At 70.2% G+C, this 22,703-nt stretch carries 16 protein-coding genes; 2 read left to right on the top strand and 14 right to left on the bottom strand.

Annotated elements, in window-relative coordinates; genetic code table 11:
• Position 1: 1 nt before the first annotated feature.
• The 13 genes from tssG to tssJ all read right to left on the bottom strand — a co-directional run bounded on the left by tssG (position 2) and on the right by tssJ (position 18,200).
• Positions 2-1,261 carry a type VI secretion system baseplate subunit TssG gene (gene tssG, locus WT60_RS21320; protein WP_060356130.1) on the bottom strand — a complete coding sequence of 420 codons (1,260 nt, stop codon included), beginning with the start codon at positions 1,259-1,261 and terminating at the stop codon, positions 2-4.
• The gene (gene tssF, locus WT60_RS21315; RefSeq protein WP_060356131.1) at positions 1,225-3,096 is read right to left on the bottom strand and encodes a type VI secretion system baseplate subunit TssF; all 1,872 of its coding nucleotides are present in this window, start codon (positions 3,094-3,096) and stop codon (positions 1,225-1,227) included. The genes tssG and tssF overlap by 37 nt, the downstream gene beginning before the upstream one ends.
• Before the next feature lie 4 nt (positions 3,097-3,100).
• Positions 3,101-3,661, bottom strand: coding sequence for a type VI secretion system baseplate subunit TssE (tssE, locus tag WT60_RS21310; protein WP_038746309.1), 561 nt, complete (start codon positions 3,659-3,661; stop codon positions 3,101-3,103).
• A 20-nt stretch (positions 3,662-3,681) separates the two neighbouring features.
• Positions 3,682-4,173 (bottom strand): type VI secretion system tube protein Hcp, encoded by a 492-nt coding sequence (locus WT60_RS21305; protein ID WP_038746052.1) that lies wholly within the window; start codon positions 4,171-4,173, stop codon positions 3,682-3,684.
• A gap of 57 nt (positions 4,174-4,230) precedes the next feature.
• Complete coding sequence (gene tssC / locus WT60_RS21300; protein ID WP_060356132.1) at positions 4,231-5,739, bottom strand: type VI secretion system contractile sheath large subunit; 1,509 nt, start codon at positions 5,737-5,739, stop codon at positions 4,231-4,233.
• Positions 5,732-6,316, bottom strand: coding sequence for a type VI secretion system contractile sheath small subunit (gene tssB / locus WT60_RS21295; RefSeq protein ID WP_060356133.1), 585 nt, complete (start codon positions 6,314-6,316; stop codon positions 5,732-5,734). Before tssB ends, tssC begins: the two co-directional genes overlap by 8 nt.
• A gap of 64 nt (positions 6,317-6,380) precedes the next feature.
• Complete coding sequence (gene tssA, locus WT60_RS21290; RefSeq protein ID WP_060356134.1) at positions 6,381-7,466, bottom strand: type VI secretion system protein TssA; 1,086 nt, start codon at positions 7,464-7,466, stop codon at positions 6,381-6,383.
• Between the two features lie 52 nt (positions 7,467-7,518).
• On the bottom strand, positions 7,519-10,176 hold the full coding sequence (locus WT60_RS21285; RefSeq protein ID WP_060356135.1) for a serine/threonine-protein kinase: 2,658 nt from the start codon (positions 10,174-10,176) through the stop codon (positions 7,519-7,521).
• Between the two features lie 266 nt (positions 10,177-10,442).
• The gene (gene tagF / locus WT60_RS21280) at positions 10,443-11,339 is read right to left on the bottom strand and encodes a type VI secretion system-associated protein TagF (protein WP_038746042.1); all 897 of its coding nucleotides are present in this window, start codon (positions 11,337-11,339) and stop codon (positions 10,443-10,445) included.
• Entirely contained in the window at positions 11,336-14,965 is a 3,630-nt protein-coding gene (gene tssM / locus WT60_RS21275) for a type VI secretion system membrane subunit TssM (RefSeq protein WP_060356136.1), read from the bottom strand. Before tssM ends, tagF begins: the two co-directional genes overlap by 4 nt.
• 2 nt (positions 14,966-14,967) lie before the next feature.
• On the bottom strand, positions 14,968-16,281 hold the full coding sequence (locus tag WT60_RS21270; RefSeq protein ID WP_038746037.1) for a DotU family type VI secretion system protein: 1,314 nt from the start codon (positions 16,279-16,281) through the stop codon (positions 14,968-14,970).
• A gap of 15 nt (positions 16,282-16,296) precedes the next feature.
• Positions 16,297-17,679: a type VI secretion system baseplate subunit TssK gene (gene tssK / locus WT60_RS21265; protein WP_060356137.1), complete on the bottom strand. Its 1,383-nt coding sequence runs from the start codon at positions 17,677-17,679 to the stop codon at positions 16,297-16,299.
• The gene (gene tssJ, locus WT60_RS21260; protein WP_038746033.1) at positions 17,676-18,200 is read right to left on the bottom strand and encodes a type VI secretion system lipoprotein TssJ; all 525 of its coding nucleotides are present in this window, start codon (positions 18,198-18,200) and stop codon (positions 17,676-17,678) included. Before tssJ ends, tssK begins: the two co-directional genes overlap by 4 nt.
• A 639-nt stretch (positions 18,201-18,839) precedes the next feature.
• Here tssJ and WT60_RS21255 point away from each other — a divergent pair.
• Together WT60_RS21255 and tagH are read left to right on the top strand one after the other, a co-directional pair.
• A complete protein-coding gene (locus WT60_RS21255) occupies positions 18,840-19,247 on the top strand; it encodes a TssQ family T6SS-associated lipoprotein (RefSeq protein ID WP_060356138.1) in 408 nt (135 codons plus the stop codon).
• 49 nt (positions 19,248-19,296) lie between these two features.
• Complete coding sequence (tagH, locus tag WT60_RS21250) at positions 19,297-20,721, top strand: type VI secretion system-associated FHA domain protein TagH (RefSeq protein ID WP_060356139.1); 1,425 nt, start codon at positions 19,297-19,299, stop codon at positions 20,719-20,721.
• Between the two features lie 44 nt (positions 20,722-20,765).
• Here tagH and WT60_RS21245 read toward each other — a convergent pair whose 3' ends face one another.
• Positions 20,766-22,673 (bottom strand): DUF3857 and transglutaminase domain-containing protein, encoded by a 1,908-nt coding sequence (locus WT60_RS21245; protein WP_059671379.1) that lies wholly within the window; start codon positions 22,671-22,673, stop codon positions 20,766-20,768.
• Between the last annotated feature and the right edge of the window lie 30 nt (positions 22,674-22,703).

Here is a 22,703-nt window from a genome sequence, read left to right as displayed (position 1 = left end):
GTCAGGCAGGTTGGCGATGAGACGCATCGGCGGCGGCCGCCTGATCGGCCCTCGTCGATCGAGCGCTTGCGGCGCCCGCGCTGGCGCTTGCGCCGCGCGCGTGCGCGTCGTAGCCGAGCACGAGGTCGCGCGCGGGGCCGTGATCGAGCCGCTCGCCGAGCCACGCGGTGCGGCCGAGCGCGTGGCGGCTGCCGAGCGCGAGCGCCGGCACTTCGTCGTGTGCGAGCTCGAGCTGCACGTCCCAGCCGAATTCGACGCCGACGTATTCGCGCACCCATTGCGCGAGCTGCCGTGCATGCGCGCCGCCCGGCAGGAACCGCCGGTATTCGTCGAGCGTCAGCGGGCCGAGCACGATCCGCAAGCGCGACTGCGCGTCGCGCACCGCACAGCCGAGCACGGCGCCGCCGAGCCGCTGCGTCGGCCGCGTCGCGCGGATCGCGCAGCGCTGCGCGCGATCGAGCATCACCCAGTGCGGCACGTGCTCGACGATCCGCGCCCGCACGCCGAAGTAGCGCCGCAGGATCTGCACGAGCCCTTCCGGATTGCGCGTGTGCCGCACCAGGTGGCCCGCCTGGAAATACTTCGCGTGCGGCGCGAGCGCGTCCGCCGCGCCCGGCGCATCGCGCGGCCCGATCAGGCTCGCGACGTAGGCGTCGAACCGCGCGCGCGCCGGCCGGTCGAGACTGACGGTCGGCTGCGCGTCGGCCCATGCGCGGTAGAACAGCAGGATCAGCCGATGATGAAAGACGTCGGCGAACGCGGCGAACGTCGGATCGTCGTGTTGCGTCGCGCGCTCGTGCGCGTATTCGGTCAGATGCGACGGCAGCGGCCCGTTCGGCCCGAACAGCCCGAAGCCTTGAATCGCGATGCGCGGGCGCGGGCCGTCGTCGCGCACGCCCGCGAGCATCGCCGCCGCGAACGCGAGCGACGGCGCCTGGCCGAGCCGCATCGGCTCGTCGCGCGGCCGCGCCGCGTAGCCGGACGGCGCGTGCTCCGGCGACAGCGCGTCGAGCCAGCGCAGCGCCTGGAACAGGTCGTAGCCGTGCGGCGCGGCGCGCAGGCGGCGCCACCATGCGTCGCGGCGCGCGGCGGCGCTCGCGCTTGCATTCGGAACCAGATTCGGATGCGCGCTCGGGCTCGAACTCCGGTTCGGGCTCGCGTCCGGCTTCGCGCCCGCGCGCTCATGCGCGTGCGCCGCGGGCGAATCCGGTTTCAGGTTCGTCGTCATATCGCGGGCCGCCTGCCGACGCGCGCCGGCCATTGCGCGAGCCTGCCGCGCTGCGCGCTGCTCAGCACGCATTCGGCGAACGAATTGATCGACACGTGCCGCGCGAAGAACTGCTCGATCACCGCGCCGAGCAAGTACGGGCTGTCGCCGGAGAACGCGTGATCGTCGACCGTCACGTCGACCTGCACGCCGCGCCCGAACATCAGCGGCCCCGCGGCGGGCAGCCTGCGGAACACCGGCGTGAACGCGACGCGATGCACGCCGTCGATCTGCCGGCGCATCGCGGCGTCGGCCGGGTCCGCGTGCAGGCCGAGCAGCTCGCGCAGCACGCGCGCGCCTTCTTCGTCGTCGACGTCGGTCAGCGTATGGCGCGCGAGGCCCAGATGGCTGACGAGCCGCCATGCGCTCTGCGCGTCGGCGATCGGCGCTCGCGGCCGCGACGGCCCGCGAATCGCGGCGATCCGCTCCACGGGCGCCGACACGCGCAGCGTGAACGTGTTCGCGTCGCCCGCCGGCAGCAGCAGCGCGAGGTCGCGGTTCGTGCACTGCGTGTCGACGGACAGATAGCGGATCGATTCGTCGTACGGCGCGCAATCGCTGTCGACGAGCGACACGTACGTCTCGCTGCCGACGTAGCCCGTGCGCGTGCCGTTCGCGCGCGCCTGCGCGGACACGAGGCGCGGCTCGCGGCGCACCGTGTAATACGCGCCGTAGTTGCCGTCGTCGCCCGCGAACGATGCGTGGAACGGCCGGAACTCGCGCGCCTGCCCGTCGTCGCGCTGCTCGCTCGCGAGGCGCTGCACCGCATAGACCTCGTAGTCGAGCGGGCGGCTGCGATCGACGACGACGTGATGCTCGCGCACGCCCGGACGGATCGGGATGCGATCCGCGCGGCGCGCGAACAGGTTCACGGCCGGCGTGCAATTGAGCGCGAGATGCCGCGCGTCGACGCGGTTCTCGAGCGCCGCGTCGTGCCGGTCGAGCAACAGCGTCAGCTCGAACTCGTCGCCCGTCGCGCGCGCGAGCGCCGGCCGCAGCCCCTCGATGCTGAAGAACAGGAAGCGCGCGGGGAACGCGAAATACTCGCGCAGCAGCCGATAGCCCTGGAAGCCGCGGCCGTCGTCGGGCAGCAGCGCCTGATCGGCATCGAAGCCCTGATGGACGAGCGCGTGCGCGCCGAGCACGTGCAGCCAGCGCGGCGGCTGGCCCGTATCGTGGCAGGCAACGCCGATCGTGTGCCCGGCGATCAGTTCGAGCAGGTGCAGCGCGTCGCGCTCGGGGCCGGCGAGATGGAACATCAGCCGGTCGATCGGCAACTGCGCGAGACTCGCGCCGCCGCGCGCCTTCAGCCTGATCCGCAGCGCGCCGCGCACGTCGCGGCGCGCGGCCGTCGCCGAGCGCGGCAGATACGCGGGCGCGCCCGTCACGGCCGCCGCGGTCAGCTCGAGCGGCCAGAGCGTCAGATCGTGCGCGGTGCGGAACTCGCACGCGGTCTGCTCGGACGCGGCGGGCCGCGCGCGCAGCGCGGTGCCCGCCGGCAGCCGACAGCCTTGCGCGAGGCTGCCCTCGTTCATCATCGGCGTGAACTGCACGATCGCCATCGACGGAAGCGGCGCGACGTAGCCCGGATAAACGGCGTCGAGCAGCGCCTGCGTGAAGCGCGGAAACTCCGCGTCCATCTTCAGCTGCACGCGCGCTGTGAGGAAGCTGAAGCCTTCGAGCAGCCGCTCGACATACGGATCGGGCGGCCCCGATTCGTGCATCCGCAAGCGCGCGGCCACTTTCGGAAACTGCTGCGCGAATTCGCCGCCGAGCTCGCGCAGATAGGCGAGTTCGCGGTTGTAGTACTCGAGCAGGCGCGTGTCCATCGCATCAGCCTCCCGCCGCCGATTGCAGCGACATCGCGCCCGTCTCCAGATCGAGATCGGAGCGCAGCACGAATTCGACCGGATGCGGCACCGACCACAGCGTGCCCTTGATCTCGAACATCAGCACGTTGTGCCGGCGCTCGCCCGCCGCGCCGCCCGGCGCGTCGAGCACGCTGCGCACCTCGACGCTGTCGGGCGCGATGCGCGGCTCGAAGCGCACGATCGCATCGCGGATCGACGCCTCGACCGACATCCGCTCGACGCCCGACATCGGCTTGCCGACGAGCGGCCGCATCCCGTAGTTGAGCACCGACGCCTGCGCGTGCGCGAACGCCGACCAGTCGACGAAGCCGTCCTCGCCGTTGCGCGTATTGAGCAGCCACGACAGATCGCGCAGCACCGCCGCGCGCAGGCGCTCGCCGCCGATCGCCTGCGCATCCGGCGGCTCGCTGCGCCGCTGCGGTTCGGCGTCGGTCAGCCGGTCGAGCAGCGCGGGCTGCAGCCGGTCGCGCGCGGCGCGCATGCCGCCCTCCCGGCCGTCCCGGGATCGCACGTCGTCGTCCATGATCGGTCCGCCTCGCGCCGTCACATCTCGGTGTTTTCCTTGATGTTCCAGCCGACCGACACCTCGGCGCCCTTGCCGCCGTTGTCGTTCTGCTGCCAGTACTGCTTCTTGACCTTCGCGGCCTGGAAGCCGTACTGCATCATCAGCCGGTCGGCCGCGTCGCCCGGATCGACGCCCGCGATCTGCGCCGACGTGACGAGCACTTCCTGCAACGTCACGCGCATGAATTCGATCTGCGTGCCGCCCGTCTTGCACGCCGAGATCTCGACGGTCGACAGGTGCTTGCCGTTCGCGCAGTTCTTGATGATCGCCGTTGCGCCCTTGTCCATGTAGGCGGCGACGACGAGATCGTTGAAGCTCGCCTTGCCCGCGTTGCCGCCGCTGCCGCTCGCCATCGCGCCCGGCTGGCTCGCGCCCCACGAGAACGACTGGATGTCGGTCCAGCCCTTGTGCTGTGCGTCGGCCGATTCGCCGGTGACGCCGTCCACTTTCATAAACATTGCGACGCCCATCGATTTCTCCGTCTTGGTTGATTGAGGGATGTCAGTCGAAACTCAGTCGGTTGACGCTCATTCGCCCGCCGCCTTCGCCGACGGCAGCTTCGAGATGAGCCGCAGCGACACGGTGAGCCCTTCCAGCTGGTAATGCGGCCGCAGGAAGAATTTCGATGCGTAATAGCCGGGGTTGTCCTCGATCTCCTCGACGACGACCTGCGCGGCCGCGAGCGGCTTGCGCGCCTTCGTCTCCTGCGACGAGTTCGCCGGATCGCCGTCGACGTAGTTCATGATCCAGTCGTTGAGCCAGCGCTCCATGTCGTCACGCTCGCGGAACGAGCCGATCTTGTCGCGCACGATGCACTTCAGGTAATGCGCGAAGCGGCAGCACGCGAACAGGTAGGGCAGGCGGCCGGACAGCCGCGCATTCGCGGTCGCGTCGGGATCGTGATACTCGTCCGGCTGATACAGCGACTGCGCGCCGATGAACGCCGCGAAATCCGAATTCTTCCGGTGAACGAACGGCATGAAGCCGTTCTTCGCGAGCTCGGCCTCACGGCGGTCGCTGATCGCGATCTCGGTCGGGCACTTCTGGTCGACGCCGCCGTCGTCGGTCGGGAACGTATGGCACGGCAGCCCTTCCACCGCGCCGCCCGATTCGACGCCGCGAATCGACGAGCACCAGCCGTACAGCTTGAACGAGCGATTGATGTTCGCCGCCATCGCGTACGCGGAATTCGCCCATGTGTAGCGGTCGTGGCTCGCGGCGTCGGTGTCTTCCTCGAAGTCGAATTCGTCGACGGGATTCGTGTGCGCGCCGTAAGGCAGCCGCGCGAGGAAGCGCGGCATCGCGAGCCCGACGTAGCGCGAATCCTCGGACTGGCGCAGGCTGCGCCACGCCGCGTACTCGGTGTTCTGGAAGATCTTCGTCAGGTCGCGCGGATTGGCCAGCTCCTGCCACGAATCCATCTGCATCAGCTCGGGCGACGCGCCCGCGATGAGCGGCGCGTGCGCGGCCGCCGCGATCTTCGACAGCTCGCCGAGCATCTCGACGTCCGGCGGGCTGTGGTTGAAATAGAAATCGCCGACGAGGCAGCCGAACGGCTCGCCGCCGAACTGTCCGTACTCCTCTTCGTAGACCTTGCGAAACAGCGGGCTCTGATCCCACGCAACGCCCTTGTAGCGCTTCAGCGTGCGCGCGAGCTCGTTGCGCGACGCGGGCAGCGCCTTGATCTTCAGCAGCTCGTCGGTCTCGGTGTTCGTGACGAGATAGTGCAGCCCGCGCCACGCGCCCTCGAGCGTCTGGAACTCCTGATGATGCAGGATCAGGTTGATCTGTTCGGAGAGCTTGCGATCGATCTCGGCGATGATCTGCTTGACGCTGCCGTACGCGTCGGTCGTCATGCCGACCGTGTGCTCGAGCGCCTGCTGCGCGAGCGTGCGCACCGCGCGCTCCACCGATTCGCGCGCCTCGGCGGTCTTCGGCTTGAATTCCTTCTGCAGCAGCGCGGCGAACTCGTCGCGCGCGACGACGGGCTGCGCGGCCTCGCGCGCGTCGGCCCGGGTTTGAGCGTGTTCATTCATGGCGAATCTCCGAATCGTCTGCGGCGTTCGCGGCGTCCGTCATCGCCTGCGCGCCGCCGGCGGCGCTCGCCGCGAGCGGCTGACGCACGAGCGACTTCAGCAGTTCCGGATCGTTGATCGCGTTCTCGATCAGTTGCTCGGCGCCGTGCTTGCCGTCCATGTACGACAGCAGGTTCGACAGCTCGGTGCGCGCTTCGAGCAGGCGCCTGAGCGCGTCGACGTTGCGCGCGATCGCGGCGGGCGAGAAGTCGTCGATGCTCTCGAACGTCATGTCGACGCTCATCATCCCGTCGCCCGACAGCGTGTTCGGCACCTGGAACGCGACGCGCGGCGCGATCGATTTCATCCGCTCGTCGAAGTTGTCGACGTCGACCTCGAGGAACTTGCGCTCCGGCAGATCCGGCAGCGGCTCGGCCCGCTTGCCCGCGAGATCGGCGATCACGCCCATCACGAACGGCAGCTGAACCTTGCGCTCGGCGCCGTAGGTTTCGACGTCGTACTCGATCTGCACGCGAGGCGCGCGGTTGCGCGCAATGAATTTCTGTCCGCTGGCCGAGGCCTTGTACTTGCTCGTCATCGTCTGCTCCTTCGCATCAGGTTGCGTCGATCATGTCCGCCGCCGTCCCCGGCGGCGCCCCGCATCATTCGCTGCGCTGTCCGCTCAGCAAGTCGAGCTTCGGCAGGCTCTCCGGAGCGAGATCCCGGATGATTTCGTAGAAGTCGAGCGACAGCAGCCGCTGCGCGCGGCGCAGCAGGATCGGCGCCGGGTGGCTCGGCTCGTGCAGCTCGAAATAGCGGCACATCTTTTCGAGGCCGAGCTGCACGTCGTCGCGGCTCGTCACTTCGGCGTCGCGCCAGGCGCGACCGTGGGCGGCGGCGGCCGCGGCCGATGCGCCGGCCGCCGCCACGCCGCCGTTTGCCGCGATGGCCGCCCCCCCCGCGCCCCCCGCCGCCGCCGACGCGCCCGCCGCATCGTCCGCCCGCGGCGCGGCGGGCGGCGGCAGCGCGTCGCGCACGATCCGGCGCAACGCCTTCTCGAAGTCGCTCGCGTCGGGCGCCCATTCGCCGCCGAGCCGCGACACGGCGTGCGCGCGAATCGCATCGAGCGCGTCGAGCGCGTCGAACGCCGCGCGGAGCGTCGGCTCCGCGCCGTCGCGCGCGCGCGTCAAATCGGCGATCAAGCGCTCGCGTCCGCCCGGATAGGGGTGCTCCGCGCCGCTGTCGTGGGCGTCGCGGGCGTCGAACACGCGCTCCGCGTCGCGCACGCTCGGCCCGCCGTCGAACAGCGCCTGCCGGCGCGCGGCGCGCGCGCAATCGTGCGCGCCCGCGACTTCGGCGAGCGCGTTCATCCGCAGCGTCGGATCGCGATCGCCATCGGCGTCGAGACGCGGATGCACGTCGTCCCACCATCGTTCGAGCATGCCCGCGACGAACGCGAGGCCGTCCGCGTAGCCGGGAATGCCGCGCAGCTCGGTCCAGCTGCGCGCGAGATGCGCGGCGACGCGCAGATCCTTCGTGCGCGCCGACAGCTCGAGCGCGAGACGCTCGACCGCGCCCCAGTCCGGCGCCTCGGCCGGGATCACGGTGTCGCCGTACTGCTGCTCGGGGCGCGGCGTCGCACTCTCCTGCAGCCGCAGGAAATCCTGCTCGTATTCGAGATTCGCGCCGCACGGCGCATCGGGCGCGACGCCGGCGAGCAACGATTCGATCAGGTCTGAACTCCGCATGGGCCTTCCCGTGGTTGAACCGGCGCCGGCGACGCGCGCCGCCATGTCGACGTCATTCGAACGCATAGTCGATGTTGATCGGTTTGCTGCCCGGATCGATCTTCACCGTGCGCCGCAGCGGCGGCAGCGTGCCGTTGCGGATCTCGATCTGATAGACGCCCGGCGCGAGCGACAGCGCGCGCAGCGGCGGGCTCGCGCCGCGCCTCACGCCGCTCACGTAGACGTCGCCCCACGGGCGCACGCGGAATCGCACGGGGATCGTCTCCTGCATATCCGGCGGGCGCTGATCGGCCGCGGCGGCGGCCTCCGCGGCGACGGACGTCGCCGGGGGCGGCGCGACGCCGCTCGCCGGCGAATTCGCGATCACCGTCTCCGTCGCATCGAGGCTGCCTTTCGGCGCGAGGTTCGCGGCAGGCGCGTGCTGCGCGGGCGCGCCGCCGGCGTCGTTCTTCGCGATCTGCGGCGGCGCGGGCTGCGCGCCTGGCGAGGTCGTCTGCGAAGGCTGAAGCGCGGCCTCGCTCGTGACCGTCGTCGCGACCGTCGGAGCGGGCGCGGGCGTGGGCGCGGTCGTGTCGGCGAGTGCGGCTGCGGGCGGCGGTGCCAGCGCGGGCGGCGGCTCGCGCTGCGCGAGCACGGACGCTGATGCGGGCGTGTCGCCGGGCGCGGGCGTTGCCGTCGCTGCCGTCGTCGCGGCCGGTGGCGGCGGCGCGCTCGCATTCGTCGCGGCCGGAGACGGGGGCCCGCTCACGTTCGTCGCGGCCGTCTCGGCGGGGCCGGACGGCTTCAGCAGAGACGCAACGCCGATGCCGATCGCCAGCACCGCCGCGAGCGCGCCGCCCGCGTAGGCAATCGTCCTCCGGTCGCGCAGCCGGTTGCGCACGTCGCCGCGCAGCGCGGCCGGACGCGCCGCAGCGGATGTGCCCGGCGTGGATACGCCCGGCGTGGATGCGCCCGGCGTGGATGCGGCAGACGCAAACGCACCCGACGCAGATGCGGCGAAAGCGGATGCGCCGGAGGGCGATGCGGCCGCCCTCGAAGCGCCTGCCGCATGCCCCGTTCCGGCCGCCGGCATCGCGCCCGCCCCCGCGTTCTCGCGCGCCCCGGTCGCGTCGCGCGCAAGCGGCATTTCGGATGTGCGCCGCCCGTCGGCCCCGGACGGCGGCATGCCGTCGCTCGACGCCGATGCGGACTGCCGCGACGCGTCGCCCGCGACCGGCCGCGCCGGCAGCGAATCCTGCTCGCTCGCATGCCCGCGCGGCGGCGGCTGCGGCGCCGCGCGCTCGACGCCGGACTGCGAGCGCACGGCATCGCGATCGTCCGTCGGACGTCGCGGCGGCGGCGGCGGCGGCGCGGCCGCCGCCTCATCCGGTTTCGCGGCCGCCGCGCCGCGCTCGCCCGCTTGTCGATACGATTGCAATTGCGCTTGTTCCGCGCCGGAACGCGCCGACGTCGCCCGTTCGTCACCGGCCTGCCGATGCTGCGGCTCGGCCGCCGACGCGCCCGGCTCGACGCCGCCCTGCGCGGCGGCGGCCGAACCGGCGTCTGCCTGCCGATGCGGGCTCGACTGCCGCGCGCGCTCGCCGTCGGGCCACGCCGCCGTCGCCGCCGCATCCGCGTTGTCGCTTCGCCCCGCGCCGGACGAACCGGACGCCGCCGCCTGCTCCGCGCCGGAACGCGCCGCGCCCGCGTCCCGATCGCCCTCGGGCTCGCGCGGCTGCGCTTGCGTCGGCGTCGCCGGCATCGGCGACACATAAGGCGGCCGATCGAATTCGCGCAGCCCGAGCTCCGCCGCGAATTCCGCGACCGACTCCGGCCGGTCGGCGATCTTCAGTTGCAGCGCATGGTCGATCGCCGCGAGAAACGCCGGGCTGTAAGGCTCGCGCGCCGTCAGCTCGCGCGCCGCGAGCGGCCGGTAGGTGTCCTTGATGCTGCGCACGACCGCCGCGGGCGGCAGTTCGCCCGCAACCATCGCGTGCATCACCGCGCCGAGCGCGTACAGATCGGTCCACGGCCCCTGGCCGAACGCCGGGTCGTCGGTGTATTGCTCGATCGGCGCGTAGCCCGGCTTGATCATCATCGCGCTGTCGTCGACGAGATCGCCGATCCGTTTGCGCGCCGCGCCGAAGTCGAGCAGGATCGGATTGCCGTCGGGGCGGATCAGGATGTTGTCGAGCGCGATGTCGCGATGAAAGCACTGCGCGCGATGCAGCGTGTCGAGCGCGCCGAGCAGCGCGGCGACGATGTTGCGCAGCTGCGTCTCGCCCATCTGCGCGCCGCCGTCGAGCAGTTGCTTGAGCGTGCGCCCTTCGTAGAACGGCATCACCATGTACGCGGTGCCGTGGCTCTCCCAGAAATGCAGAACCTTGACGAGCCCCGGATGATCGAACTGCGCAAGCAGCCGCGCCTCGTTGAGGAACGCGCTGCGGCCCGCGTCGAACGCCTGCGCGAAGCGCTCGGAGCGCAGCGACACCGTGTAGTCGCCGCCGCGCGTCGCGAGCATCGACGGCATGTATTCCTTGATCGCGACCGCGCGCCGCAGCGTGCGGTCGAACGCGCGATAGACGATGCCGAAGCCGCCGACGCCGAGCACTTCGTCCAGCTGCAATTCGCCGAGACGATGGCCGAGCGGCAGCGGGCGCACCGCGAATTCGGCGGCCGCGCTGCGCGTCACGGTTTCCTGCTCGTTGTCTCTCGAAAATGCATCCGTCATGTGCCACCTCTCGATTCCGCGAACCGCGGCCGCCTCGGGCCGACGCCGCGAGCCGGTCCGTCGCGTGATGGCGCGCGGCATCGCGCGCGCCGTTCCATCCGCCGCCGTTGCGCGCCTTCTTCACTGCGCGCCTTAGTCGTTCGACTTAGCTGTTCGACTTAGCTGTTCGACTTAGCTGTTCGCCTTCGTTGTGTGTCTTCGTTGTGCGTCTTCGTTGTGCGTCTTCGTTGTGCGTCTTCGTTGTGTGTCTTCGTTGCGCGCCTTCGTTACACGCCGTGCTGGACGCCGCCGAACAGCCGCAGGAACAAGCGGCTGTCCGGCGCGCCCGTGTGCGCGTGCGTGCGCAGCGGCGATCCGTCGGCGCGATTGGTCCACCAGAAGCTCGTCGAGCCATGCGGATCGAAGTACTGTGAAAGCCCGGGCCACGCGGGCGCCGCGGGCGGGCCCGGCAGCGGTTGGGCGAACGAGCTGTCGTCCTCGTCGCCGCTTTCGCCTGCCCCACCGATCTCTCCCACTCCACCGATCTCGCCTGCCCCACCGATCTCTCCCGCTCCACCGATCTCGCCGGTCCCACCGATCTCGCCGGCACCGCCGATTTCCCCACGCTCACCGGCCTCGCCGCGTTCACCGTTCCAGCCCCTCCAACCGCTTGCGCCTCGCCCGCCGCCCGCGCCGCCGAACAGCGCCGGCTGCACGACGCCCGGCACGAGCCGCACCCGCGCGAGCGTCTGCTCGAGCTGCACCGGCGCGCGCGAGTGCCTGATCGCATCGAGCAACGCGCTGCCGACCTGCCAGTAAAACGCGTCGGCGACATCGGGCAGCCCGCCCCAGTAATCGGCGGTGCGCATCGGCAGCGTCGCGATCACCGGGTAGTAGCGGCCGACGCGATCGCAGCTCGGCGCGAGGCAGCCGGGCTGCACGCATTGCGCGCCCGCGCCCGCCGGAATCAGAAAGTTCCAGACCGGCGCAACCGTGTAGTAGCGCTCGATTTCGTCAGCGCCGCGCTGGCGCATCGCCGCCATTCCCTGCTGGAGCCAGCGCTCCCACCAGCCGGCGAGCTCGTGCGGCAGCCGGTGGTTGACGAAGTCGCCCGCGCCCGGAATCTTTCCGTACCAGGCGGGCGGCTCGCCGTCGCGGGCGAGCGGCGTCGGCGTCGTGCTCATTGCTTCGGAGGACATGTAAAGGACTCCATCTGCGGCAACCGGAATGGATTGCGGACGCTGCTCGCCGTCACCTGCAGCACGATCGGCTTGCCGTCGACCGAAAATCTCGCGACCATCTGCTCGGGCGCCCGCCCGCCCGACACGCCCGCGCGATCGAACAGCCGATGCAGCGCCCACGGCCCCTCGGTCGTGAAGCCGCCCGCCGCGCCCGACTGCTCGGTCACCTGCAGCCGCACCTGATTGCTGCCGCGCGTGCCGGGCCACTGCACCGCGGTCGGCACCTGCGGGCCGTGCGCGTAGCGGACGATCTGGCCGTCGATATCGAGCACCATCTCCGAAATCGACGGGTCCATTTCGAGCGGCACGATCTCGACCTTGATCTGCGCGGTCCGCGCGCCGCCTCCGAAGTAGACGTCGCGGATCACCGCAGCTTTCTCGAACGCGCCGAGCATCGCGGCCGCCGACGGGTCCGCGTCGGCGTTGCGGTTGTTGAAGCGCCACGGATGCGCGGCCGTGTCGACGAGCGATTGCAGGTTCTTCTGGAAGAAGTCGTCCATCAGGCCGCCCGCCGCGAACAGCTGCGCGAAATCGGACGGCGCGACGTCGCGCGCCGCGCCGCGCGCGAACGGATAGCGCCCGGCGATCGCCTGCCGGCAGAAGTCGCCGACGTTCGCGCCCGCGCGCTGCGCGACGTTGCGCTGCTCGACGCTCGCGACGCTGCCGTTCGCGACGTTCGACAAATCGTCGAGCACCTCGCGAAACGGCGTCGGCAGCCGGCCCGCCTGCGCGCGCAGCCGCGCGGGCGCATCCGACGGCGGCGGCGTCGCGCCGCTGCGCAGCGCGTCGTCGGTCGCGCTCAGGTACGTGTACAGCGCGTCGATCGCCTTCAGCACCGCGTCGAACGACGCCGCCTGATCGCCGCTGCCCGGCGCGAACGTGCGCAGCCCCGCGAAGTGGCTGTCGACGACCTGCTCGGGGCTCGCGGGCGCCGCGGCCGCCGCGCCCGCGTCCGCGCCCGGCTGGCCCGCGAAGATCTGCGCGAGCGAGCTGCGCGCCTCGTCGACCTTGTCCTGCGCGCGCGACGCGAGGTTGCGCGCGCCGCCCGGCGCATCGCCGAGCGGCGTGTCGCGCGCGAGCGCCACCATCAGCCGCGTGAGCGGCGAATCGGCCGACGAGAGCGTGCGCGCCACCTGGATGCTCTGCGTGAGCGTCACCGTGCGCTGCAGGCGGATGTCGGCCAGATAGTCGTCCCAGGTCTTGATGTAGTCGTTCAGATAGAGCTGGCGGATGTCGCGCGCCCACGCGGCGGCGTCGGACGGATTCGGAATCTCGGATGCGCCGAGGTTCAGCACCCACACCTCCTCGCGCCCGTACGCATCGATCGCGCCGGGCAGGCGCGGCGCGAACACGTTCCGGTAGCCGTTGCGCGTGTAGAAGCCCGGCACGCCGTCGGCGAGGCTCTTGCCGCTCTGCCGCCGATAGACGAGCGACGCGTCCGGCCCGACCGCGCGCGCGACGCTGAAGTCGTACGACGCGGTGCTCGGCCGCAGCGTGCGCGCGAGCTGCCGGTACAGCCGCTGCGAGAACGGCGCTTGCCGCAGCCGCTCGCGGACATCGGCCACGAGCCGCTCGTTCATCGGAAACGGCGACACCGCGACGCGATCGCCGAACAGCGCGTCGAGATGCGCGCGCAGCGCGCTGCGTTGCGCGGACGAGAAATCGGCGGGCAGCGAGCGCTCCATTTCGAGATCGACGACGGCCTGCACGAACGCGGGATCGTAATGCGCGCTGTCGTAGAGCATCAGATACGCCTTCAGCGCCGCGTACGCGTATTCGATCTCGTCCGGCTGCGCGTCGCGCAGCGCCGCCTCCATCCGGCTCGCGGCGATCGGCAGCAGCACGTCGTCGAGCGCGCGCCGGTAGACGGCGTCGCTCGCCTCCTCGATCTTCTCGCCCTGAAAAAGGCCCCAGCGATACGCGAGCGGCGGATGCCGCAAGTCGACGCCGCCCGCGTTCGGCAGGCCGCTCAGCTCGTCGAGCACCGGCAGCAGCTGGACGATATCGGCCGCGCCCGTGAACTTCGCGCGGCCGATCTGCGCGTCGACCGCGGGCACGCGCGCGGCGACCTGGTCGAGATAGTCGCGATTGCGCGAATAGCTGCGCAGCCACCCGAACAGCACCGCCGCGCACAGCAGCACGATCGCCGCATAGCCGACGATCTGCAGCACGCGTCGCCGCTGATGCCAGCGCAGGTTGCTGCCGGCAAGCGCGGCCTCGCGGAAGATGTGGTCCTGCAGCAGCGACCTCAGAAAGAAGCTGCGCCCGCTCGAGCCCGCCTGCGCGGCGGGCGGCACGCCCTCGATCTTCAGGAAGCGCTTGATCCCGCTCATCACGCGGTCGAACGCGGTGCCTTCCTGCGTGCCGCTCGTCAGATAGACGCCGCGCAGCATCGGCATCGGCTCGAAGCTCGACACGGAGAACACCTCGGCGACGAACTGGCCGAGCATGTCCTGCAGATCGGCGATCTGCTGCGGCAACAGATACGTCATCTCGCGCTGGCGCGCGTCGGTCTGCGACGCGAGCAGCTCGGGCAGCCCGTCGTTCAGGCGCTTGTGCAGCAGCCGGTATTCGCGATCGAACGCCGCGCGCAGATCGAAGCCCGGCGCTTCGCTCTCGGCGAGCGGGAACGTGAAGCCCCACACCTGCGCGCATTCGGCGCGGCCGAAGCCGCCGAAATATTCGGCGAAGCCGGCGAGCAGATCCGCTTTCGTCACGAGCAGATACACCGGAAAGCGGATGCCGAGCTGCGCGCGCAGCTCGAGCAGGCGCTTGCGCAGCACCATCGCGTGCTGCGTGCGCTCCGCCTCCGACGCGCCGAGCAGATCCGCGACGCTGATCGTCAGCATCGCGCCGTTCAGCGGCTGGCGCGCGCGGTACTTCTTCAGCAGATCGACGAAGCCCTTCCATTCGGCCTCGTCGAGCGCACGGTTGCTCTCGTGCGTCGTGTAACGGCCGGCGGTGTCGATCAACACCGCGTCGTTCGTGAACCACCAGTCGCAATGCCGCGTGCCGCCGACGCCGCGAATCGCCGCGCGCCCGAACTGCTCGGCGAGCGGAAAGCTGAGCCCCGAATTGACGAGCGCCGTCGTCTTGCCCGAGCCCGGCGCGCCGATGAACACGTACCAAGGCAATTGATACAGATACTGGCGCGACATCCGCTCGAGCCACTGCGGCAGGCCCTTGCGCGCGGCGTCCGCGGTGTCGAAGCGGACTTTCTTCAGGAGCGTCGCGGCCTCGTCGAAACGGCTGCGCAGTTCCTCGAGTTGGGCCCGCGCCGGATCGCCCGCCGCGGCGGGCCGCGACGCCGCCTCGCGCAACTGGTTCAGCAGCTGCGCGTTCAGTTGACCCGCGCGCCAGTTGCGCCACGCAATCCGCGCGCCCCACGCGACGAACAGCACCGCGATCGTGACGGCGCGCACCCAGCCGCTCTCGAACGGGCGGACATCGGCGAACGCGACGAGCGGCCCCGCGAGCCAGATGAAGCACGCCAGCACGACGAGGCCGGCGAACGTCCAGATTTCCCGCGAAGGCAGCGGGCGAACGATGCGTGCGACAGCGTGGCTCATGCTCAGGGCGTCTCCTTCGTTGCGCGCGCCGCGTCGCTGCCGGGCGCGAGCATCAGCGTGATCTCGACGCGCCGGTTGCGCGCGCGGTTCGCGGGCGAATCGTTCGGCGCGACGGGATCGAGCGTGCCGCGCCCTTCGGCCGTGATCCGCTCCGCGCGGTCCAGGCGCGCGGCGATCAGGCTGCGGACCGCCTCCGCGCGCTCGCGCGACAGGTCCCAGTTCGACGCGAAGCGCGCGGTGTGCACGGGCGTGTCGTCGGTGTAGCCGCTCACGCGCACGCTGCCCGGCACCTTGTTCAGCGCGTCGGCCACGCGCATCAGCACCGGCGCGTAGCGATCGATCACCGACGTCGAGCCCGATTGGAACAGGCCGTCGCCGCGCAGCACGATCACGCTGCGATCGGCCTCGTCGCGCACGGTCACGAGGCCCGCGACGATCTCCGGCTCGAGGAACTTCGCGACGCGCGGCGCGGGCGCCGGACGCGCCGCGGGCTGCGCCGGCTGCAGCTTCGGCACGTGCAGCGCATCGATCGACGCGAACAGCCGATCCGAATGCCCGGCGAGCGCAATGCGCAGGCCCGCGAACACCGCGAAGCCCGCGAGCAGCGCGAGCGCCGCGCACACCCACAGCGGCACAGCGAAGCGCCGCGTGACTTCGCGCGTGACGACGTCGCGCCAGTGCGGCGACAGCGCCGGCTCGAATTCGCCGCGCACCGAGCGGATCGTCTGCGCGAGCTGGCGGCGCACGGAGTCGAGCTGCGCGCGACCGTTGTCGAGCACGCGATAGCGCCCCTCGAAGCCGAGCGCGAGACAGAAGTAGAGCAGCTCGAGCAGATCCAGATGCTGACGCGGCTGCTGCGACAGCCGTTCGAGCAGATGAAAGAACTTCTCGCCGCCCCACGTCTCGTTATGGAACGACACGAGCAGACTGTGCGACGACCACACGCTGCCGCCCCACGGCGTCAGCGCGGCCGCCTCGTCGAGCGCGGTGCACAGGCAGTAGCGCGCGCCGATGATCGCCTCGGACGCGACGCCCGCCTGCTGCGCGCGCTCCTCGAACTGCCGGATCTCGACGACGAGATGCTCGCGCAGCCACGCGGGATTCGGATGATGAACCGTCGAGCGGATCTGCGGCACGAGGTTGAGCAGCGGATTCGCCGCCGCGACGAGCGGATTCGTGCCGCTCGCCGCCCAGCGGCCCGGCCTCGGCTGCGCCGCGCCCGCGGCCGCCGACGCGGCGCCCGGATGCACGCCGCCGGGGTTCGGCGGCACGAACCCGCCCGTGCCGGCCGAGAACGAATCGGAAGAAGAGTTCATCGCGCCATCCCGCCCTCACCCGCGAATCGCCCAGAACTCCATCGAGAGTCCCGGAAATTCGCCGGCGAAATGAAATGCGAGGCCGCCGGAGCGTTCGAGCTGCTTCCACATCTCGCCGCCCTTGTCGATCTCGAAATACGTGTGGCCCGCGTGATACGGAATCTGCCGGGGCGCGACCGGCAATTGCCGCATCGCGATGCCCGGCAGCTGCAATTGCACGAGATCGCGAATCCGCTCGACGGGCCCGAGCTTCGCCTGCGCCGGGAAGCGCGCGCGCAGGCTGTCGGCCGGCACGTCGGCGCGCACCGCGAGCACGAAGCCCGCGGTGTCGCGCAGCGCCGGATCGGCGATCGTCGCGATCTTCATCCCGTTGCCCGCGTCGCGCAGCTCGATCTGGATCGCGTTCTGCTCGAGCACCGTCGACAGCGAGCGCCGCAGCTCGGCCATCAGCTCGCCGAAGCTCGTGCGCAGATCGTCGTGCCGATAGATCGCGAGCGCCTGCGGCCGCCGGCCCGCCGCGGTGAACGTGCTCAGATCGCACGCGAGCTTCAGCCAGTCGCAGAACAGCGTCTCCGGATGCGCGGCGACGTCCTGCTGCGCGTGCCACGTGAGCGCCAGATAGCGGTTGACGAGCTGCAGCAGCAGGAAGTCGGCCACTTCGGACACGCCGCCGCGCCCCGGCTCCGACAGGCGCTCGGCGAGCGCCTCGCTGCGCTGCGTCAGCAGCCCGTGCAGCTCGCGCGTGTGGCGCAGCAGCACCGGATCGCGCTGCGCGACGAGCCGCGGCGCAATGTAGCCGTCGTCGACGACGAGGCGCCCGTCGGTGCGCCGCTCGACGACGCGCGCGACGCCGAGCGCTTCCCAATCGCCCGTCAGCTCCGATTCGAGCATCAGGCGCACGTTCAGGCGCCCGGTCTGCAAGAGCGCCGGGCCGAGCGCGACCTCGTTCGCGTCGGCGACTTCGTATTCGCGCACGACGTAGCGCGCGAAGCCCGCGTCGCCGTTGCCGTCGGCATCCGCGCCGAACGACACCTCCTGCGCGCCGCCGCGCCACAGCGGCAGCGCGAGCACGACGAGCTGATCCTTCGCGTCGGCGGGCACGTCGAGCGGCTCGGGCCGATCGTCGGGATGCGCGAGATCGAACGGCGTGCCGTCGCGCATCACGCCGGACGCGGCGTGCAACGCGACCTTGCCGAGCGCGAGCAGCTCGCGGTCGAGCTGCAAATCGTCGAAGCCCCAGTAGAAGCCTTGCAGCGGCAGGCAGCGCATGCCGACGTAGCGCTCCCAATGCCGCTCGAGCTGCTGGAAATGCTGCGGACGCAGGAACATGCCCTCGGTCCAGATCACGCGCTGACGCAGCGCCGCAGCAGGGGTCGCGGACAATGCCGGCTCGTTCATTGGCGTACTCGCGAATCGCCGCCGAGGCCGATGCCGATGCCGCCGTTCTTGACCGCGATCGACAGCTTCATTTCGCTCGGCGAGGTTTGCCAGAATCGGTACAGGTTCAGTTGCTTCGCGCGCGGCAGCGGCACGGTGAGCCGCCAGCGGTTCTTCTCGAGCACGCGATACTCGGCGACGATGCCGAGCGCGCTCGCGTCGACGTTGCCGCGATAGTGGAGCGTGCGCGCGTCGCCCGGCCGCAGGATGATCCGGTCGATGCCGAGCAGATCCGGGCCGAGCGCGCTCTCCGGCTTGTCCTGCAGCGAGAAGAAATCGGCGGTCTCGAACGCGGACGCCGTCTTCAGCTGGAACACCTTCAGCACGATCGGCGACGGCTTGCGATTAATGTCCGGATTGACGTCGGGCGCGACGTCGAGCGTGATCGAATACGGCACCGCAACGGAACGCTCGGTCGCCCCGCATCCCGAAAGCAGCAGCACGCATCCCAATACGATGTAGCCGCCTGATCGCCGTCGCATTTTATGTGTCATTTCTCGCATCGCAACAAGATGCCCGCCGGCTTCCCCAAGCGGAATCCGGACCGAATTAAAAACAAGTGACGATCTTTTTTAGGTCGATTAATTAATAATTTCCATTTCCTTTCACTGATGTTTCACCCGGAAATTTCATCGAATAGAAAGCCGGGTCAAATCACCAATAAATCCTGGAGAATTGAAATTCCTGGAAATTCGAGTAGCTGAATTACTTCCTGACAATGCCTGACATCATTCACGGGACTGATTCGTTGCGGCCGCCCGTTCCAAGTTCGCGAACGCCAGCCGGGTAGACGCGACGCACCTCGCCGCCGCCTGGCGCGGACGGCCCTGCGCGGAGCCTATTTCGTGCCGAGCCCTTTATGCCGCCGGATGGGCGGCGGGCTTTTACGCACTGGGATGAGCACGGCCAAACAACCGACGAAAACAAAAATCACATCGAACTATAGGTTCAACTTTCGCGCTTCACAAGGCATGGCCCGGCCGAGAAGCGGACTTTAATCAGACTTATTGTTTCAAGATGAAACAAAAAGTAACAGCCGGTCCATTTCCAATTATCGGAACTAGAATCCAACAGCACGGCGCGCCACCCTTTCCCATTCACTTAAAACCGTCAATTCAAGAATGAAAGGCCGATCGTCGCTTTATATTTTCCTTGGCTTTTTCTTGGCGGGGATTGGCGGTTGCGGCACGAATTCCCCGAATTCCCCGGCTTCCCCGATTCAGACCGCTGCGCAGGCCACGGTCGACGGCGCGCGCGCCGCCTACGACGCGGGCGACTACGGGCGCACGATTTCGCTGCTCGGCGCGCACGCGCACGAGATCGACGGCGCCGACGCCAACACGCAAGTCACCGCGCACAAGCTGCTCGCGTTCAGCTATTGCTTGAAGAGGCGCGTCACGCAATGCCGCGCCGAGTTCTCGAGAATCCTCGACATCAATCCGCGCTTCGATCTGTCCCCTGCCGAAAAGGGGCATCCGATCTGGGGGCCGGCGTTCGAGGCCGCGCGTCGCAAACATGCGTCGTCCTGAACAAATCGGTTTCCAGGCGAACGCTTCATCCACTGAACGACGTATCGACATGCAACTGATCGTTATCGAACACGCGGGCGAGCCGGTCGGCACCGATGACCGCAACGCCGTCGTGTTTCATCCGCCGGGCGGCACCATCGGCCGGGACAGCGACAATCATCTCGTGCTGCGCGACGACACGCGCCAGATCTCGCGCCTTCAGGCGTTGCTGCAAGTGGGCGACGACGCGTGCCTGCTGAAGAACCTGAGCAGCGTGTCGACGATCGAGGTGAACCGCGTGCCGATCGGCTATGCGCAGGCGCAGCGCCTCAACATGGGCGACATCATCCGGATCGGGCCATATCTGCTGCGCGCGGAGCCCGACGATGCCGCGATCGAGCGGACCATCGAAGCGTCATCGGCGGCGGGCGCTCCACCCGCATCGCGCATGGACGCGAAAGGCGCGGGCAACAAACTGTGGGGCCTGCTGCACGACCGCTTCGGGCTCGGCAGGACGCCCGCCGGCGGCGACGAGTCCGGCGCGCGGCCGGCCACGGCCGTCGAGCGCCCCGGCGCGGCGCGGCGCCCGGATGCGTCGGCCTGCGCCGCGCCGCGCGAGCTGCATCAACTGTCGACCGATCCGCTCGACCTATTCGCGCAGCCGCAAGCCGGCCTGGACGCGCCGGCGGGCGGCGCGCGGGACGGCCATCGTCACGCGCCGCCGCCCGCCGCGCAATCGGATCACGCGCCCGAATGGACGCATCACGTCCGCGTGCAGCCCGCCGCGACCGCGGCGCAGCCGGATTCGACGCCGCACGCGCGCGCCGCGAATTCCGCCGACGCGGCCGGCATGCCCGCGCGCGCGCGCGCATCGACGCCCACAAAGCCCGCGACGCCCGAGAACTTGCTGCAGGCGTTCTTCGAGGGCGCGGGCCTCGACACCGCGGCCGAATCGCATCGCTGGTCCGCCGAGCAGCTGTTCATCGCGGGGCAACTGCTCGCGCTCTTCGCGAACGGCACGGTCGAGCTGCTGTCGTCGCGCAGCATCCTGAAACGCGAAGTGAAGGCCGACATGACGATGCTGCTCGATCGCGAGAACAATCCGCTGAAGCTGCTGCCGGACGGCAGCGCGGTGCTGCGCCAGATGTTCGGGCTGCCGCTGCCGGGGTTCATGTCGCCGCAAAGCGCGGTGTCCGACGCGTTCCAGGATCTGCACGCGCACCAGATCGGCATGGTGGCCGGCATGCGCGCCGCGTTGATGGACCTGTTGACGCGCTTCTCGCCGCAGCGCCTGCGCGAGCGCGCCGTCGCGCCGCAGTGGTACGAGAAGCGCCTGCCCGCGCTGTACAAGGCGCGTCTGTGGGACCGCTATGCGACGACGCATCGCGACACGCTGTTCGCGATCGAAGACGATTTCGCGTCCGTGTTCGGCAAGGCGTTTCTGGCCGCGTACGATGCGGAAGTGGAAAGCTATCGCGGGCGCGGCAGAAGCTGATTCGCCTTCGTCGACACGGCGAATTCCGAAGGTATCCGAAGCAGTCAGTCGCGCGCCTTCGCGCGCACGACGATCTGCGCGAGCGCATCGCGCTCGATGCGCTCGAGCGACGCGCGCGCCGCATCGAAATCTTCCGGCGAGCACACCTGATGCGCGAAGCGCGCGCGCAGGCGCCGCGTGATCTGCACGACGCGCGCGGGCGCATCGAGCACATAGTGCGATTCGTAATCGACGAAGCGGTCCCGCACTGTCGCGTCGGCCGGCAGATCGGTCACGCTCGCGTCGTCGGGCAGCGCGATCTGCGCGGTCTCGTCGAAGTCGCCGCCGATGCACAGCCACGGCTGCGTGCGCACGGGCTCGTCGAGCCAGCCCTGCACCTGCGTCGCGATGCCGCCCGACAGGCTCGACAGCGCCGGCAGCGCGGTCGTGCCGTCGGGCCACATGAAGTGCTCGAGCGTGCCCGTCATCGACGTCGAGAACGGCCCGCCCGTCGCATCGCGCTCGCTCGCGCCGAGCTGCGCGGTGCCGCGCAAGCCGCTCTGTCGCAGCCGATCGATCGCGAGCTGCCGCACGCGCTCGCGCGCCGCCTGCCTGAACACGCCGCGCTCGAGCTCCGCCGTCCAGCCCGCATCCTCGACGTAATACTGATAGCGCGCGGTCCCGCCCGGCGCGACGTCGATCCGCAGGCGCGCATCGCGCGCGCGCGGCTGCGTCGCGCTCGTGCGCGACAGCACGCCGTCGTCGACGAGGAGCGCCGGCCGATCCATCACGACGGGCGGCAGATAGCCGAACTCGACGCCGCCGACCGTCGTGTCGGCGAAGAGCCCGAGATCGGGCAGCCACGTGATCGCGTGATTGATCGCGCTGCCGCCGTAGCCGGGCACGGCGGGCAGCGTGTAGACGGGGCCGAGATTCAGCAGCGCCGGCTCGCTGCGTATGCCGAGCGCCGCGAGCAGCGCGCCGAACAGCGCGACGTGATCCTTGCAGTCGCCGTAGCGGTTGCGCAGGATGTCCGTCACCTTGTGCGGCGCGGCCGCGGTCTCGCCGAGAAAGAGCGCGACGTAGCGCACGTTCATGCGCACCCAGTCGTAGATCGCCCGCGCCTTCGCGCGCGGCTCGGACGCCCCCGCGCTCGCGACGATCGATTCGGCGAGCCGCGCGACGGCGGGATCGGCCGCGGTCGCGTCGACGGCCGCGACGCGATAGCGCTCCGCGAACGACGCGAAATCGCGCAGCGTCGATACCATCAGCCGATCGCCGTACGTCGCATAGCCGACCGAGCCGCTCTCGATGCGCGGATAAGGGCCGTGCCGATAATCGAATGCGTAGCGCGTGCGGCCGTTCTCCGTCACCGGCGCTCGCGCGACGTAGCCGCGCGCGTCCGCGTAGAGCGGCATGTCGGCGGGCAGGTCGAAGATGAGGCGCTGCGCGTCGACGGGCATCCGCGACGGCGCGACGAAATAGCCGAAGAACCCCGGATCGCGCGGCTTCGTGCGCGACTTGCGAAACACGAGGCGCGTGCGCGCGTGCGCGTCGACGCCCGGAAAGATCACCGAGCGCAACACGCCGTTCTCGAAGAACGGCGCGCCGGCGGAGCGCGGCTCCTCGACGTCGCGAATCGCCTCCGGGCCGACCGGATGCGCGACGCCGGCGCCGTCGATCGTCTCGGCCTTCAACAGCTCGACGCGGTCGATGTCCTTGTTGAACCACACGTAGCGCTGCGCGACGTCGTCGATGCCGCTCGCGGTGTTCGCGCGCAGCGTCGAATCGTCTTCCTCGTCGACGGAGCCGTCGCGCTGGACGACGAACACGTGGACGTCGCTGACGACGGTGGCGGGCGCGGCGTCGGCGGCGCCCGCATCGGCGTCGATCGGCGACGCGTTCGCGCAGTGGACGACGAGGCCCGCACAGGCGACGCAAAATAATCGGATCAATCGAACGAAATCGGACATCGCAGCGGGCGGGCGCGAGTGACGGGGCGA

Source organism: Burkholderia sp. MSMB617WGS, assembly GCF_001532025.2.
Classification (GTDB): Bacteria; Pseudomonadota; Gammaproteobacteria; order Burkholderiales; family Burkholderiaceae; genus Burkholderia; species Burkholderia savannae.
This window is presented reverse-complemented; position numbering and strand designations above follow the sequence as displayed.